The following is a 15130-nucleotide window of genomic DNA, read 5'->3' on the forward strand; positions in this document are numbered from 1 at the left end:
ATAGCAGGATTTGTCCTATCTGGCAATTTAGCGACTTTTGAAAATATACGGCGTATACACTGCGCAGCATCATTACAAGCGTACGTTATTATCTAACGATTGACAGTTTGCCGCACGTTATGAGAGAATCAAATCAATTAAAAGAATGTCAGAAACTTTGGGCAGCACATAAACGCCTTGCTCTAAGTTATATATTGAGAGAGTTATATGAGACTGTGGCATCAAGATATGATTAACAAACTCCCGCGTCAACAGCTGTTGGGACAACATAGGGAGTGTCTCAAGAATTTAGAAACCAAGGGAATTCATTTGGATTAAGTAGGGTAACATCAAATGTATGGAACTTTGTATGGATAAAAACGAAAAGCTCATTAAATATACACTGTGGGGATCCATAGCCTTAGACATCATTCTTTGTGCGTGCTTTGTTATCGGTTTTTCACTGGGACTTGGAAGTGTGGAGATCGGCTTTTTTATGGTAGGTCTTGTTTTCCGGTACGGGCTAGCCATAGCAATCATCAGCATTTTATTGAAGTTTGCTGTTATTGCTTTGAGTTTTCAAAGAGATACAAATATAAAAAGAAAGGCATTGTCCATCGCTTTTCTTTCTCTGGTAAGGCTGTTGATTATAGGCGGAGTAATCTGGGGAATTTACTTTATCGGTAAAGTGATGACTGTCGTAGGATAACCCATCGCTAACCCTTTTAATATCTTTTTTTGCTCATCTCTTACAGCAACAAAGCTCTTTAAACAGGAATCTATCGAATCAATCTTCTAAACCAAGTATCCAAAAAATTCATTTGTTCTTCAGTATGAAACCAATGTTCTCCATTATCAAAAACCGTTAGGTCCGCATGTATTTTATTCGCAAAATTCGTCATTGTCTCTAAAGAAGTCATATCGTCTTTTTTACCGTAAAGGATGCCGGTAGGAATGTTCCATGCTATAGGATTTTTTCTAACAAAAGAAAGATATTCCCACGATAAAGGTTCGCCAAACGGAATGTTGATGACTTTCTTGATTCTAAGTTCTTCTTCAGATACCTTCGCCCGTTTCATCATGTGTAAAATGATATTTTCCATATCGATAATGGGGGAAATAAACAGTGCTTTTTTGATCGGTTTTTCCGATAAGGACAACATAGAAAAATATGCCCCTATACTGTTTGCAATTAATAGGATTTCATTATAATTCGGAATAATGGAATCAAAGTAGTTTTGAAATTCTTCACCTGCCTGCCAAGGTAATTCCGATTTATAATTAAAACCTAAAAGCTCATAATCATCATTAAAAAACTTTTTATAATAAAGCGCTTTGTCGGCAGAACCGCCTTTTCCGTGTATATATATAACCGCATTTTTCATACAAAATACCTCTACCTCTTTACATACAGGACAATATATTCGATTTTTCATAACGAGCTCAATACTTGTGCGCCTGTTTGTTTGCTGTCGGAATCAGCCCTTTCGTAATATGTCATTAATAATCTAACTTTCCAATATTCTGCCTATGTGGCGTTTTTCAAAGAAGAGATCTTTGTTTGTAAAAACGATAATCGCGGCGGCAATGGTAACGCAGATTGTTTCGACGCATTTTGTCGTTTGGGTCATCGCAATCTTTTCCTGCATGAAGTTTACAAAAAGGTGAAAAATAATGCTTACAAGCATGCTTCGGTTATTTTTTACATACACCCATGTTGTTATAAAACCGAACGGAATAACGGAAATAAAAAAATTGAACATATACAAAACATTTATTTCACGTATTCCAAAATGGTAGGTGCCTGGGATGAAAAACAGCGGTAGGTGCCATAATGCCCAGACAAAGCCGAAGATAATCGATTCTTTGAACCAGCTGCAATATTAAGCGATTGAGTCTTCACCGTAACCGCGCCAACCGACTTCTTCCAAAACCGAAGCAAGCAGTTTCTGATTTTTCTGAAAAGTTCATAATTCATCTCCTTCACGGATGTTCTTCGGCATCCGTAATATTAGACGGATAATAACCTTGCAGCTGCAATTATGAAAGGAATGATACATTACAATCCGAGAAATTTTCGCTACTTATAGTAGCAGGGGATGTCTCAAGACATCAATTTGTTATAAATGGCTTCATCCTGTTTGCTGAATACATTAAACACGATTCTCATTGTGCTGTTGTTTTTTGCTTTCCAGTCTTCAACCGTTGAGACGGCAATCTTCGCTGCTTTTTGAGCAGGGAACCGGAACACACCGGTTGAAATACAGCAAAAGGCGATAGATTCTACACCGTTTTCGGCTGCGAGGTTCAGGCAGGACGTGTAGCAGTTTGCAAGCAGCGTGCAGTCGCGCTCGGTAAGTTGACCGCTGATAATCGGCCCTACGGTATGCAGCACATACTTGCACGGTAAATTGAACGCAGGCGTAATCTTTGCAGTTCCGGTCGGCTCTTCGTGTCCTTGTTTTTGCATGATGCCGGCACACACGGCGCGCAGCTGCACCCCCGCGAAGGTGTGAATACAGTTGTCGATGCACGCATGGCATGGCTGCCAGCATCCGGTCATGCCGCTGTTTGCCGCGTTCACAATCGCATCGACTTTAAGCGTTGTAATATCTCCCCGCCACACATACCAATCTCCGTTGCCCCGTTCGGTAACCGGTTTTAAATCGGCAAGGCCGGTAATGCCGCGCTGCCGGATCGCTTCCTGTAAATAGCTGTCCTGTATGCGCAGGAACTCTTCGCTTGTATGCTGCGGCGGCCGAATGTTCATCAGAGAACGGAGCAGGTTCTTCTGTTCATCCTCATCATCCGGCATCTGCACATCGCGATAGTTGGGATTTTCCCTTAAAAGATATTCGATTAAAAAAATACGCCGGTCATTTTGTGTCATCTTTCCCTTCCATAAAATGCAACAGTTGAACAAAGTTTCAACTTTGGAAACTGTTGCATTGGTACGCGATAGCGTACATACAATAAGTAAGTTTTCGGTAGAAAACTTGACGGTTAACGAGGCTGCGCAATGTTAGCAGCCGAAGTTATACCTTCTGATAAATGCATCAATACTTTAGAAATATACGGCTCGCATTCTACCGCTGCTTACTATCGCCCCATCCGTGCCAATGCCCGTGTATCGGGATCTACATCGCATTGTATTTCTTCATAGAGATTATCGTCAATGCAATGGCGTTCAATCATCTTTTCAACGATTCTGTTGCGGCAGAGGGAGCATTTCATGTTACGATACAGTATCCGGAGAATATCGTTAAACACGGGATCTTCGGCTAACGCCTTTGACTCTAGAGCCGTATATTGTATCTCATGTATATCGAAGATAGTGCACAGCTCAAGCAAGTTAAAAAGCTTGGTCTTTTTGTTTTCAGAGTAATATTTCAAGCAGACTTTTATAAAGGCATTTCTGGTATTGTCGTCATACCGGTCTTTTAAAAAATCATAGACGGCAGGATCATTGAAGGGAACAAGTGCTTCGATAATATCTTGCCGAAATGACTTATTTTCAGTTGCTTCAAAAGAATCGAAGAGTACCTGTGCAGGAATTTTGATTTGCCGTTCGTCGAATAATCGGATAAGTCTTTTTTTTAACGGCAGTTCAGCTTCAAGAAATACATTCGAAAGTTTTTGGATATCGGCTTCGCTTGCACGTCTTCGTACCCATCTCTGAAGGCTGATACGTTCCAGTCGGGTAGGGGATGGTTTTCTTTTCAACAGCGCAATGGCTGTATCCGCCGTATACTGTTTTTGTTTTTTCCTTCGTGTCTTTCGTTTTATGTGCGCGATTGCGAGATAGCGGTCGATTGCCGCATCATGTTCGTTGCGGAGCTTTTCTGTCAGCTCCTTTTCAGTGTATCCGATATCTTCCGCATATATATCGTAAAAAGGAGAGTCGATAAACTCTTCTTGATTATCTTCTGTAATATGGGTACCGAAATAACGAGCGAGGTATACAACCGCCTCATATTTATCGAGCAGTAGTAAATCGCTCAAGCCGATCATGCCATTATACATATCTTCTTCAGCATACTGTTCGAATTTTTTGTACAGCTCGGCCTTATCGAACCGCCTCGACTCGGCGAGCTTCCGTACAAATCCGAATACCTGCAATTCGCCCCAATCTCTATCGTCCATTGTGTTAAAATATGCGATAACGCGCTCGTCGATCTTTTCTCTGTGCGGATATAATTCCAAGAGATCGTACAGATATTCGGTGCGGCTGCCTTCACATTGCGGATCGTAGGCTTTGTTTTCTATAATGTTAGCGTATAAGATTTCTTCAATTTGCTCCGAAGGTTGAATACAGCCTTTTTTCAGCAAAAGATACGGTACACCGGTACCCTTCTCAAGTTCCTGTTCAAAAACGGCAATCATAGTTACTCCTATTTTCAATACTCCAATTGTGTAATAACCCCGACATCAACATTGAGCCCGCGGATTTTCAGCTCATTAAAAATGATATTTTCCACATCTACTGGAATTTTTTGCGTAAAAGCGCAAAAAATTCCAGTAGATGTTTTGCTTATTCTATAAAATCTTTCCCATTTTGTCTCTTTTCTTTCTCAATAAGGCTGAAAAAAAGCCGAAAATCATAAAGACGAGAGTTTATCTATAATTTATCTATATAGAGGCAAATTGGAGGTTCAATACATGCAAGCACTTGATGTCCAGAACGATATGCAGCCGGTCAATTACACGGATGCGGTACAGTCAAGTAATCAGGATAAAAAAAATGCAAAAGAACCTGATGTGAAGGGCTCATCCTTTATCGATATAATAAAAAAGCTGATGGCGGAGGAGACCGACAGCCGTACTGCGGGAGAAGAAAAAATATCCGGCAGCACCGCATTGGCTCAAGAGGCGTCGGAACAGACTGAGCGTAAAAAAAATGCTGCGGCGCAAACCGAATTATCCCGGTTAAAGAACAAAGCCGGGAAACACAGCGATATGCGCGCACAACACCTTGCCGAAGCAGATGCACGGGAAGGGGAAGCTGCCGAAGCGCTTGCAGACGCGGACGTTTTGCTTGCCTTTGAAGACGGGATCGATGTAAAGAATGCGCTTGAAAACGGCGCGGATAAGCAGCTTCAAACTTCGATGTTTGCTCAAGCGGAGCCGGAAATCGGGGCTGAGGGAGCCGCTTTACTATCTGCCGAAGAAGCGCAGCAGTTGAAAAAACAGAAAAACGGCAAAACGGAATCCGGCTTAGCTGTAGGTGCAGCGGCTTCCGGTACGGCAGAGCTGTCCGGAAAGCTGAAGAAAAATGCCGATGAGCCCGCCGCGGATCATTCTCTCGAAAAAAGCACAAAGGCACAGCAGGTAAAACAGCACAAGCCGGTGTTTACCATTATAGATGAGCGCACGGTGAATGCCGCTCCGGTTGTTGCGGACGGTTCCGTACACGAAGCGGGCGTCGCCGTGCGGGTTACCAATGCGCCGTCGGTTGATATGGCGGCAGACTTCCGCAGTATGACGGCTGGTTTTTCTTCCGCTGCGAACGGTACGCAAACTACGCAGGAGAGCGGTGCACCGAGTTTCGCCTCGTTAGTGGCGCAGCAAGTGCAGGATATGGCGCCTGACTTTGTGCAGGCAGGGCGGATTGTGCTGCAGGATAACAACGCAGGCGTCATCCGCTTGCAGATGCAGCCCGCGCATCTCGGCAACGTCAGAATCAATTTGGAATTGGCCGGCGGGAAGAAAATCGTCGGGAAGATTATCACGGGATCAAAAGAAGCATACGAAGCGTTCAAAGAAAGCATTGAACAGCTTGCAAAAGCCTTTGAACAGGGCGGATTCGCGAGTGCGCAATTCGATGTCAGCTGGTCGGGCGAAGGCGGCGGCCGGCAATTTGATGGTGAGAACAGTCAATTTAATGAATTATTTGCACAAAATGACCGGCTTGAGGTAATGCAGGGTAATCGTTATGCCGATACTGAAACTGTCTACGCATTCGGGCAAGATCAAGCGGTGAATGTATTTGCGTAAGCGGAGGTAAGAAACTATGAATATCGGTACGGTAGCGCAGGGAAACGGAATTCCGATGCCTTCTTTTGAAATGAGTCCGGAAGAAAAAGCCCGGCTCAACATGGAAGTAGACACAATCAATAAACAGAATTTTCCGGAGGGGAGAAAGCCGAAGCAGGAGTTGGGAAAAGACGATTTTCTGCAACTACTGGTAGCACAGCTGACCCATCAGGATCCCACCAGCCCGCTGGAGGATACTCAGTTTGTCGCTCAGATGGCGCAGTTCACGTCGCTTGAGCAGCTGACAAATATGAACCAGAGCTTCGGCACACTGAATAGACTGATCGGAGATTCTTCGGCGGTCAATGTGGTCGGTAAGCAGGTGGATATCGAGCAAAGCAGTGGCACCGTTTCGGGAACCATTACGGCTGCAACCCGCGGCGAAAATCCGCAGGTACAGGTTAACGGCAAATGGTATGCATGGTCGGACGTACAAACCGTCTATGCAAATAACTAAACTATATAATAGAAGAGAGGAGATACAGATATGATGCGGTCATTATTTTCCGGTGTTTCCGGAATGCAGAATCACCAAACGAGAATGGATGTTATCGGTAACAATATTGCAAACGTAAACACGACTGGTTTTAAGCGCGGACGGGTCAATTTTCAGGATTTGATTTCTCAGCAGTTGAGCGGCGCTTCCCGTCCGAACGAAGAAGTCGGCGGCGTGAACCCGAAAGAAGTCGGGCTTGGCGTTATGGTTGCCAGCATCGACACCGTGCATACGCAGGGCGCCTTGCAGTCAACCGGTATCAATACCGATATCGCGGTACAGGGAAACGGTTTCTTCGTACTCAAGTCGGGTGAAAAGAGCTTTTACACCCGCGCCGGTGCCTTCGGTGTCGATAAAGACGGCACGATGGTGAACCCCGCAAACGGTATGCGCGTGCAGGGCTGGATGGCACAGGAAGTAGACGGTACCCGCCTTATCAATACCTCCGCACAGACGGAAGACCTCATCATCCCGATCGGGCAGAAGATCGACGCTCGTGCAACCACCTCGGTGAACTATGCCTGTAACCTCGACAAGCGACTGCCGGAGCTTCCCGAAAACGCAAACCGCGCTCAAACCTTGGAATCGACATGGACAACCGAGTTTAAAGTATATGATACCTTCGGTGAAACTCATGAACTGAATTTAAGTTTTTCGCGCGTCCCGGGCACTCAGAACCAGTGGCTCGCAACAGTCAATGTTGACCCTGAAAACGCAGAAGCAACGGCAACGCGCACGGGCGTCGGCACTACCGAAGGAACCGGCAACACGTTCACCGTTACCTTCGATAACTACGGACACCTTGCTTCGGTTACCGATACGGCAGGAAACGCCTCCGCCGCAGCAGGACAAGTGCTCGTGCAAGTTTCATATAACGTTCCCGGTGCGACAGCCGGAGAAGACGGTGCTCCCGTCCGCCACACCTTCGATATCAACTTAGGTGAGATCGGTACCTCCCGCAATACGATTACTCAATTCGCCGAACGCAGCACCACCAAGGCCTACGAGCAGGACGGGTATGCAATGGGGTATCTTGAAAATTTTAAGATTGACCAGAGCGGTATTATCACCGGTGTGTACTCCAACGGCGTAAGCAACGAGATCGGTCAGCTTGCGATGGCGGGCTTTGCAAACCAAGGCGGTTTGGAAAAAGCAGGTGAAAATACCTATATTCAGTCGAATAACTCCGGTATCGCCAATATCACTACTTCGGGCGTTATGGGAAAGGGTAAACTGATTGCCGGTACCCTTGAAATGAGCAATGTCGATTTAACCGATCAGTTTACCGATATGATTATTACGCAGCGCGGATTCCAAGCAGGAGCTAAAACCATCCAAACGTCTGATACAATGCTTGAAACCGTATTGAATTTGAAACGGTAATAAGGTAATATGAAGGATACATTATGATAAAGGTTACGCGGCTTAACGGTACACAGTATTGGATAAATCCCCATCAGATTGAAACGATAGACTGTAACCCCGATGTAACGCTGCACATGCTGTCGGGCAAGAGCTTTGTGATAAAAGAAACGCCTGAGGCCTTGCTCGATGCTATTGTCGCGTACCGCAAATGTATCGGTATCTTTAAAAACGAAATGTAAGGGAGCTGTCTTAAGTTATGGATATAGCATCATTTATAGGTATATTCGGCGGTATTGCTGTCGTTATGTTCGGCGCTTTCATGGGAAGCTCGCTCGGCGGACTTATCGACGTGCCTTCGATGTTCATCACAATCGGCGGTTCGTATATGTGTTTATTCTTAACGTACCCGCTTTCTTATGTTATCGGTATCTTTAAAGTTATGGGCAGGGTGTTTAAAGTTGCCGACTATAAAGAAAAAGAAATGGTGCAAAAACTCGTTGCCTTGTCCGAAAAGAGCCGCCGTACCGGTCTTTTAGCGTTGGAAGAAGAAATCCAGGATTTTGAAGATGACTTTCTTCGCACCGGTTTGCGCAATGTTATCGATGGTATCGACGGAGCAGCTATCCGTGTGTCGATGGAAAACGAATTGACGCAGATGGAAGAGCGGCATAATAAATGGATATCATTAATAAACGCATGGGCAACACTTGCCCCCGGCTTCGGAATGTTGGGAACGGTTATCGGTCTTATCGGTATGTTGCTGAATATCGAAGATAAAAGTTCGTTAGGGCCGAACATGGCAGTTGCGTTGGTTACGACGTTTTACGGCTCTATGATGGCAAACTGGCTGCTTATTCCGATGGCGTCAAAGCTCGCCTATCAGAATAACTTGGAAGTACGGTCAAAGGAAATGATTATAGAGGGAATACTCGGTATTCAATCAGGCGACCACCCACGTATTCTTGCGCAGCGATTGCTTACGTATCTTGATCCGAAGGATCGGAAAGTTTTGGAATCCGAGCTGATAAAGGATTAGCCCATGGCACGGAAAAAGAAAGGCGCGAACGCTCCCGGGAGCGGATGGCTGACAACGTACGGCGATATGGTTACGCTGATGCTTTGCTTCTTCGTTATGTTGTATGAACCGAGCGAAGTCGATATTACCCGTCTGCAGGCATTGTCGGCGTCTATCAGCGGCGACCCTACCGGCGGTTCAATTTCGTTATCGGCGGGGAAACTTGCCGATCTCGGTAATACTATCAGCTCTATGCCGTCGATGGAAAAAGGGAAACTGCTCGGAACCGCTTTAAAAAAAGCTGTGTCGATTTTCACGCCTGAAATAAAGACCACTAAGATCGCCGTTACCAGCGACGAACGGGGGATTGTTATTTCCCTTGCAGCGGATGCCTTTTTTGCACGGAACAGTGCAGAGCTGAATATTGAAGAAAGTCGCGAAACATTGTTGAAAATTGCGCAATTTTTATCCGATAAAGAATTAGCGGCTCGACGTTTCCGTATTGAAGGACATACCGATTCGAGTGATGCGCTTGCCGGAAAGTGGACAAGCAACTGGGAACTATCAGCTGCCCGCGCAATCAACGTATTACATAATTTGACTGACTTTGGTGTACAGGAAGATAAGTTTTCTATTGCCGGCTATGCAGATACTCGTCCTGTCTATTCCAATGAGACTGCAGAAGGGCGTGCCTACAATAGGCGGGTTGATATTATTATTTTGGATGATGCACATTTTTAGTGTGTCCTGAAAGATTTACTAGGAGAAAGAGGAGTAACCACAATGGCTGACGAGCATACAAATTTGACTGATGAGCATGGAATGGATGAAAACATCGGTGTCGATAATCCGGTAAAGGCTAAAAAGGCGGGGCTTATTCCGACGCTTCTTAAATACATTGCCATTACGCTTGCTGCTTTGATTTTTATCGTAACGGTTGTTGTTATTACGGTTAATCTCATGTCAAAGCGAGGGCAATCTCAGTCCGAATACCCCATTGCGGAAGAATACCGCGATTCGCGTGAAATGCTGCAATATTATTCTGCAATCGGTGCTGTAAAAACATTTACCAAGGATGTTACACCGGGCACCGTTGTCGTCAACGTTGAGCTCGGATATCCGCAAAACGACAAGACAACCTCGCAGGAACTGACGGCACGGCTGGTTGAATTAAAGGATTTTCTTCGCGGTTATTTCCAAAGCAAAACGATTGCGGAACTGAAGCAAGAAGAGAAAATTAAAATTGAGATACGCAATCAAATCAATGACAATATACTATCGAAGTCGAAGATAAAAGCGGTCGCTTTTACTCAATATGATATTATAGAACAATAGGGATTGTATGACTGAAGTATTATCGCAGGACGAAATAGACCAGCTTCTCACTGCAATCAGCTCAGGGGATACCGAGGCGGAGGAGTTTAGACCGGTTAACGATACGCGCAAAATCAAAATTTATGATTTTAAGCGTCCGGATAAATTCTCTAAGGAGCAGATGCGTACCGTTTCAATTATGCATGAAACCTTTGCGCGTTTGACTACTACCGCTCTTTCGGCTCAGCTGCGGAGCATGGCTCACGTACACGTTGCCTCCGTTGATCAGCTGACGTATGAAGAGTTTATCCGTTCAATCCCTACGCCGACTACGCTGGCCGTAATTAACATGGATCCGCTGAAGGGAAATGCCGTTTTGGAAATAGACCCTTCCGTTACCTTCTCCATCATCGACCGACTCTTCGGCGGTACGGGACAGGGCACGATGGTGCAGCGAGAATTAACCGACATCGAAGCCTCTGTTATGGAAGGGGTCATCGTGCGTATTTTGGCGAATATGCGCGAGGCATGGACGCAGGTTATCGACTTACGGCCTCGCTTGGGTCAGATTGAAACGAATCCGCAGTTCGCACAGATTGTACCGCCTTCCGAAATGGTTGTTTTGGTAACGCTCGAAACAAAGGTCGGCGAAGAAGAAGGCATGATGAACTTCTGTATTCCCTACATTACAATTGAGCCGATCATTTCAAAACTTTCCAGCCAGTTCTGGTTCTCGTCGGTACGCAGAAGTTCGACAACGCAGTATATGGGCGTACTGAAAGAAAAGCTTTCTACGGTAGATATGGATGTTGTTGCCGAAGTGGGTTCGCTCAAACTGCCGGTACGGGATGTGCTTAATCTTCGTGCAGGCGATGTGGTACGACTGACTGATACGAGAGTGGGGCATCCGTTTACGCTTAGTGTCGGTAGCAGAAAGAAGTTCTGGTGTCAGCCCGGTGTTGTGGGAAATAAGGTTGCCGTACAAATATTGGAAAAGATTGAGGATATCAATCAGGATGAATTTGAAGAGCTAAGTGCTGATCAGGAGGAATTATATGAGTGATGGGTCCATTTCTCAGAACGAAATAGATGCGTTGTTGTCGGGTATGGGTGGTTCCGGCAGTGCGCCTGCGGACGGAGCGTTTACACCGGCACGTCAAGAAGCCTTACAGAAGTTTTTTGACGGGAATGTTCTCGCACTCTCTGCGAATCTGGATTCAATGACCGGCAAAACCGTCTCCGTGTCCAATCCTGTCATCGAACTGAGTGGTCGTGAAGCCTTTTTGCAGAAAGTGCCGGATATGGCGGTCGCCGTTACCATTGATTTTGACGGAGCACTGACGGGCGATCACCTGTTCGTATTGGCTCCCGAATTCGCCGAAAAGCTGGTAGGTCTCGTAAACAATGAGGAGAGCGTTACAATTGACGATATGGCTCTTTCCGTTATCAGTGAAACAATTGCGCAATACGTCGGAAAAGAAATCAGTGCGTTTGACGGTCAAGATATTAAAGGTGTTACTAATATGCCTGCTGAGGCTCATCATGTACCTAAAGCAATGGTACGGCTTTCGCAGGACTTTGCACTTTTAACATATTCGGTTACAATTGATGGGACAGCCTTCAATTTATGGGAGATTATCGCAAAAAAAACAGCGGAACAAATTGCTGATAAATTAAATAAAACGGCAAGTGATCCGCAGGTAGCGCCTGTGCAACCTATTCCGGTACAGGCTACTCCTGAGCAAGGAGGCGCAATGGGGGCAATGAATATGCCGATGAATGGAATGCCACAAATGGGGCAGCAACCGATGGGTATGGGAATGCAAATGCAAAGTAGTGCACAAGCTCAGGGCGGAATGGTGATGCCCGGTATGAATCCGAATGTGCAGTCCGTACAGTTTTCCCCTCTCCTTAATGGGGTAACCGAAGCGGAACAGGGAAATATCGGACTGATTATGGACGTGTTCATGGAGATGACCGTCGAACTCGGGCGTACCCGCAAGATGATTAAAGAAATTTTAAGTATGGGTGAAGGTCATATTATCGAATTGGATAAGCTTGCCGGTGAGCCGGTGGATATCTTAGTGAATCATAAACCGATTGCAAAAGGGGAAGTTGTCGTTATCGATGAAAATTTCGGTGTCCGTGTTACCGAGATTTTGTCACCGGCTGAACGTATCAGCGATACATAGTCGATTTATTGCGAACCTCTAAAAGCAAAGTTTTTAGAGGCTTCCTACTATCTTTCAGAACGAAAGCGGGCATTGGGTGGGGAAAATGCATAAAGATTCGTATAAAGTAATACTCTTCTCTTTTCTTTTGATCTGCGGCGCCGTGCGTGCGTTTGCGGATGATGCCGTTGCGGCGGCCGATAATGATTCATCTGTCACACATGGAGAAACCTCAATCGTGTTGCAGACGGATGAAACGGCGCTGCCGGTACAAGATGTTCCCACGCCGCGTACTTCAAGAAGTTCAACTTTTTCTCTGTTATTGCAGCTCATTATATCCTTAGCAGCTGTGTGTATGCTCATTTACGGAGTGCTGTATTTTATTCGCCGTTCAAAGCAATTTACCGCCGGCGATGATCCTTTTTTAAAAAACGTCGCAAATTTGCCGCTCGCGCCTAATAAAATTCTGTATATTGTAACCCTTATCGATAAAGCCTATTTGATCGGCGCTTCGGATGCTTCATTGTCGCTGATTGCGGAAATCACCGATAAAGAACTGATCGATGCGATGAATCTGCATGCGGCACAAACGGCCGGTCCGAAGCAAAGCTTCAGTTCATTACTCCATACGTTTTTTCCTGCAGCAAAACCAAAGGAAGCCGATACAAATCCCTTCGACTCGTTTTTAGCCAAACAGCGGGGACGTTTGCAAAACTCAAGCGCGGCACAGGAAGGTGAAACTCCGCAAGGAGCGGAATACGACACGGGGAGGGAAGGCCGATGAAAAAACTTGCAATAGGTGTTGCCTGCATCTGCCTGTTTTGTATCCCCGCAACGCTGTCCGCACAGAGTAATACCGGTACTTCACAGACCGGCCGTACCGAAATAGATGCAACGCGTGAGACGACCCGCGTGCCTTTTGTCAATCTGAATATCCGCGAACCTCAGAATAATCGGGAAGTAGCGTTTTCCATTCAGCTGCTCCTTTTAATAACGCTGATTACCCTTGCGCCGAGCATTCTCCTTTTGACGACGTCGTTCTTACGGCTCAGTATTGCGCTTGACTTTATTAAACGCGCGCTGTCGCTGCAGCAGGTGCCGCCTACGCAGGTACTCAACGGCATTGCACTCTTTTTGACGATTTTTATTATGTGGCCGACCTTTACGGACATATACAATAAGTCCTTTAAACCGATGGCGGACGGGCAAATCAATATCGAAACCGCCTATACCGAAGCGGAAAAACCGTTGCGTCTTTTTATGTATAAGCAGATGGCGCATGATCCCTCTCATATCAGACTCTGTATGTCGCTTGCCCGTATGGAGAAGCCTAATACGCTTGCCGACGTTCCTACGCATGTGTTAATTCCCGCATTTATCCTGCACGAGCTGACTGTCGCTTTCCAGATCGGTATATTCCTCTATCTGCCGTTCATCATCATCGACATGGTTGTCGCGAGTATCCTGATGTCGATGGGTATGATTATGTTGCCGCCGGTACAGATTTCAATGCCGTTTAAGCTGATTTTATTTGTGCTGGTGGACGGTTGGAATTTATTGGTAGGCCAGCTCTTTCAGTCGTTCTTGTAGGAGAGTTGGTGCATCCAAAACTCTAACCGGCGTTTTTAGAGACGTTCATTTATAAAAAGGAGGAAAAACGATGAGTATCGGGATGATTGTCAATCTCTTGCGCGAGGGTATTTTTCAGGTATTTATATTAGCCGCCCCCGTTTTGCTGGCGGCATTGGTTGTCGGCTTAATCGTAGCGATTTTTCAGGCGACTACCTCCATTCAGGAACAGACGCTCACCTTTGTGCCGAAGATTTTGACGATTTTGGGTATGCTTGCGCTTTTGGGTGGCTGGATGTTCAGTGTATTACGGGATTATACCGTTCGCCTTTTCGACATTATTCCTCAGCTGGTGCAAGGTTAGGTAACTTATAGGCGGCGCGAGTAATGGATCCTAACCCCTTCTCCTTTTTACTGGTTAAAGCTCCTCTCTTTTTTTTGGTATGCGTGCGGGTATTCGCGATGATTTCCACGACGCCGCTCCTTTCGACGAGGGCGGTACCGCGTATTGCAAAAATTTCGCTGGCGGGACTAATCGGCTTCTTAGTGATGCCGGTCGCCTACGGTTCTCCGCTGGATGTACAGGGCTTTAATCTTGACTATGCGCTGCTGGTTGTCGGCGAAGCGCTGCTCGGAGTGCTGACGGGCTTTTTTATCAGCATTATCTTTGCCTCGTTCAGCACGGCAGGGCAGTTTTTTTCGTATCAGATGGGGTTCGGCGTATCGGAAGTGTATGATGCGCTTGCTCAAATTGAAAACCCGCTGATGGGGCAGTTCTTAAACTTTATCGCTGTGCTGATCTTTTTGCAGATTAAGGGATTCCAGACGCTGTTTTTAGGCGGCGTACTCCGCAGCTTTCAGTCGATCAACTGCTTTATGTTCTTGCAAAAACGAGAATTGATTTCCTCGTTCCTTGTGACGAACCTTAGCAGCCTTTTTTTAAATGCGATGATGATTGCAATGCCGGTGATGGGGACACTCTTTTTAGTGCATGTTTCGATGGGGCTCTTGTCAAAGGCCGCGCCGCAGATGAACCTCTTGTCGGAAGGCTTCCCGATAACGATTTTGCTCACCTTTTTCCTTTTAACCGTGTCGCTGCCGTTTATGGCAAATTTCTTTGTGCGGATTATGGAAAACGGATTTGCGGCCTTTGAAAGCCTGCTTATCCGCGCTGGCGGGGGTATCTAG

General features: G+C 45.9%; 18 protein-coding genes and 1 pseudogene. 15 read left to right on the forward strand and 4 right to left on the reverse strand.

Annotated elements, in window-relative coordinates:
- Positions 1-207 precede the first annotated feature (207 nt).
- Together ABH09_RS13005 and ABH09_RS03775 are read left to right on the forward strand one after the other, a co-directional pair.
- Positions 208-279, forward strand: a pseudogene (locus tag ABH09_RS13005) (pyrimidine dimer DNA glycosylase/endonuclease V); the annotation flags it as partial.
- A 70-nt stretch (positions 280-349) separates the two neighbouring features.
- Positions 350-688: a hypothetical protein gene (locus ABH09_RS03775; RefSeq protein WP_253715263.1), complete on the forward strand. Its 339-nt coding sequence runs from the start codon at positions 350-352 to the stop codon at positions 686-688.
- Between the two features lie 70 nt (positions 689-758).
- On the opposite strand, the gene ABH09_RS03780 is transcribed toward ABH09_RS03775, so the two are convergent.
- From ABH09_RS03780 to ABH09_RS03795, 4 genes are all read right to left on the reverse strand, one after another.
- The gene (locus ABH09_RS03780; protein ID WP_253715264.1) at positions 759-1364 is read right to left on the reverse strand and encodes an alpha/beta hydrolase; all 606 of its coding nucleotides are present in this window, start codon (positions 1362-1364) and stop codon (positions 759-761) included.
- Between the two features lie 123 nt (positions 1365-1487).
- Positions 1488-1838 (reverse strand): CPBP family glutamic-type intramembrane protease, encoded by a 351-nt coding sequence (locus ABH09_RS03785; protein ID WP_371922142.1) that lies wholly within the window; start codon positions 1836-1838, stop codon positions 1488-1490.
- Positions 1839-2083: 245 nt separating this feature from the next.
- A complete protein-coding gene (locus tag ABH09_RS03790; protein ID WP_253715265.1) occupies positions 2084-2869 on the reverse strand; it encodes a protein-ADP-ribose hydrolase in 786 nt (261 codons plus the stop codon).
- Positions 2870-3078: 209 nt separating this feature from the next.
- Positions 3079-4362 (reverse strand): hypothetical protein, encoded by a 1284-nt coding sequence (locus tag ABH09_RS03795; RefSeq protein ID WP_253715266.1) that lies wholly within the window; start codon positions 4360-4362, stop codon positions 3079-3081.
- A 276-nt stretch (positions 4363-4638) separates the two neighbouring features.
- On the opposite strand from ABH09_RS03795, the gene ABH09_RS03800 reads away from it, so the two are divergent.
- The 13 genes from ABH09_RS03800 to fliR all read left to right on the forward strand — a co-directional run bounded on the left by ABH09_RS03800 (position 4639) and on the right by fliR (position 15130).
- Positions 4639-5973, forward strand: a complete 1335-nt coding sequence (locus ABH09_RS03800; RefSeq protein ID WP_253715267.1) for a flagellar hook-length control protein FliK — start codon at positions 4639-4641, stop codon at positions 5971-5973.
- A gap of 16 nt (positions 5974-5989) precedes the next feature.
- Positions 5990-6469, forward strand: coding sequence for a flagellar hook assembly protein FlgD (gene flgD / locus ABH09_RS03805; protein WP_162662827.1), 480 nt, complete (start codon positions 5990-5992; stop codon positions 6467-6469).
- Between the two features lie 30 nt (positions 6470-6499).
- Positions 6500-7891 carry a flagellar hook protein FlgE gene (flgE, locus tag ABH09_RS03810; protein ID WP_162662829.1) on the forward strand — a complete coding sequence of 464 codons (1392 nt, stop codon included), beginning with the start codon at positions 6500-6502 and terminating at the stop codon, positions 7889-7891.
- 23 nt (positions 7892-7914) lie between these two features.
- Complete coding sequence (locus tag ABH09_RS03815; protein WP_162662830.1) at positions 7915-8112, forward strand: flagellar FlbD family protein; 198 nt, start codon at positions 7915-7917, stop codon at positions 8110-8112.
- Positions 8113-8129: 17 nt separating this feature from the next.
- Positions 8130-8909: a motility protein A gene (locus ABH09_RS03820; RefSeq protein ID WP_253715268.1), complete on the forward strand. Its 780-nt coding sequence runs from the start codon at positions 8130-8132 to the stop codon at positions 8907-8909.
- A 3-nt stretch (positions 8910-8912) separates the two neighbouring features.
- On the forward strand, positions 8913-9629 hold the full coding sequence (gene motB, locus ABH09_RS03825) for a flagellar motor protein MotB (protein ID WP_162662832.1): 717 nt from the start codon (positions 8913-8915) through the stop codon (positions 9627-9629).
- Positions 9630-9671: 42 nt separating this feature from the next.
- Complete coding sequence (locus ABH09_RS03830; protein WP_162662834.1) at positions 9672-10223, forward strand: flagellar basal body-associated FliL family protein; 552 nt, start codon at positions 9672-9674, stop codon at positions 10221-10223.
- 7 nt (positions 10224-10230) lie between these two features.
- Positions 10231-11265 carry a flagellar motor switch protein FliM gene (gene fliM, locus ABH09_RS03835; protein WP_016523505.1) on the forward strand — a complete coding sequence of 345 codons (1035 nt, stop codon included), beginning with the start codon at positions 10231-10233 and terminating at the stop codon, positions 11263-11265.
- Positions 11258-12394 carry a flagellar motor switch protein FliN gene (fliN, locus tag ABH09_RS03840; protein ID WP_253715269.1) on the forward strand — a complete coding sequence of 379 codons (1137 nt, stop codon included), beginning with the start codon at positions 11258-11260 and terminating at the stop codon, positions 12392-12394. The genes fliM and fliN overlap by 8 nt, the downstream gene beginning before the upstream one ends.
- 85 nt (positions 12395-12479) lie before the next feature.
- Positions 12480-13157: a flagellar biosynthetic protein FliO gene (locus tag ABH09_RS03845; protein ID WP_253715270.1), complete on the forward strand. Its 678-nt coding sequence runs from the start codon at positions 12480-12482 to the stop codon at positions 13155-13157.
- Positions 13154-13963, forward strand: coding sequence for a flagellar type III secretion system pore protein FliP (gene fliP, locus ABH09_RS03850; protein WP_253715271.1), 810 nt, complete (start codon positions 13154-13156; stop codon positions 13961-13963). The genes ABH09_RS03845 and fliP overlap by 4 nt, the downstream gene beginning before the upstream one ends.
- A 70-nt stretch (positions 13964-14033) precedes the next feature.
- Positions 14034-14306, forward strand: coding sequence for a flagellar biosynthesis protein FliQ (gene fliQ / locus ABH09_RS03855; RefSeq protein ID WP_162662842.1), 273 nt, complete (start codon positions 14034-14036; stop codon positions 14304-14306).
- Between the two features lie 23 nt (positions 14307-14329).
- Positions 14330-15130: a flagellar biosynthetic protein FliR gene (gene fliR / locus ABH09_RS03860; RefSeq protein WP_253715272.1), complete on the forward strand. Its 801-nt coding sequence runs from the start codon at positions 14330-14332 to the stop codon at positions 15128-15130.

It is taken from the genome of Treponema sp. OMZ 803, from assembly GCF_024181165.1.
GTDB lineage: Bacteria > Spirochaetota > Spirochaetia > Treponematales > Treponemataceae > Treponema.

Excerpts from the sequence above, each read along its gene's own strand:
- fliR (WP_253715272.1), top strand. The coding sequence starts at position 14,330 with ATGGATCCTAACCCCTTCTCCTTTTTACTGGTTAAAGCTCCTCTCTTT.
- fliP (WP_253715271.1), top strand. The coding sequence starts at position 13,154 with ATGAAAAAACTTGCAATAGGTGTTGCCTGCATCTGCCTGTTTTGTATC.
- fliQ (WP_162662842.1), top strand. The coding sequence starts at position 14,034 with ATGAGTATCGGGATGATTGTCAATCTCTTGCGCGAGGGTATTTTTCAG.
- ABH09_RS03820 (WP_253715268.1), top strand. The coding sequence starts at position 8,130 with ATGGATATAGCATCATTTATAGGTATATTCGGCGGTATTGCTGTCGTT.
- ABH09_RS03795 (WP_253715266.1), bottom strand. The coding sequence starts at position 4,362 with ATGATTGCCGTTTTTGAACAGGAACTTGAGAAGGGTACCGGTGTACCG.
- ABH09_RS03830 (WP_162662834.1), top strand. The coding sequence starts at position 9,672 with ATGGCTGACGAGCATACAAATTTGACTGATGAGCATGGAATGGATGAA.
- motB (WP_162662832.1), top strand. The coding sequence starts at position 8,913 with ATGGCACGGAAAAAGAAAGGCGCGAACGCTCCCGGGAGCGGATGGCTG.
- ABH09_RS03775 (WP_253715263.1), top strand. The coding sequence starts at position 350 with ATGGATAAAAACGAAAAGCTCATTAAATATACACTGTGGGGATCCATA.
- flgD (WP_162662827.1), top strand. The coding sequence starts at position 5,990 with ATGAATATCGGTACGGTAGCGCAGGGAAACGGAATTCCGATGCCTTCT.
- ABH09_RS03845 (WP_253715270.1), top strand. The coding sequence starts at position 12,480 with ATGCATAAAGATTCGTATAAAGTAATACTCTTCTCTTTTCTTTTGATC.
- fliM (WP_016523505.1), top strand. The coding sequence starts at position 10,231 with ATGACTGAAGTATTATCGCAGGACGAAATAGACCAGCTTCTCACTGCA.
- ABH09_RS03790 (WP_253715265.1), bottom strand. The coding sequence starts at position 2,869 with ATGACACAAAATGACCGGCGTATTTTTTTAATCGAATATCTTTTAAGG.
- fliN (WP_253715269.1), top strand. The coding sequence starts at position 11,258 with ATGAGTGATGGGTCCATTTCTCAGAACGAAATAGATGCGTTGTTGTCG.
- ABH09_RS03800 (WP_253715267.1), top strand. The coding sequence starts at position 4,639 with ATGCAAGCACTTGATGTCCAGAACGATATGCAGCCGGTCAATTACACG.
- ABH09_RS03780 (WP_253715264.1), bottom strand. The coding sequence starts at position 1,364 with ATGAAAAATGCGGTTATATATATACACGGAAAAGGCGGTTCTGCCGAC.
- flgE (WP_162662829.1), top strand. The coding sequence starts at position 6,500 with ATGATGCGGTCATTATTTTCCGGTGTTTCCGGAATGCAGAATCACCAA.
- ABH09_RS03815 (WP_162662830.1), top strand. The coding sequence starts at position 7,915 with ATGATAAAGGTTACGCGGCTTAACGGTACACAGTATTGGATAAATCCC.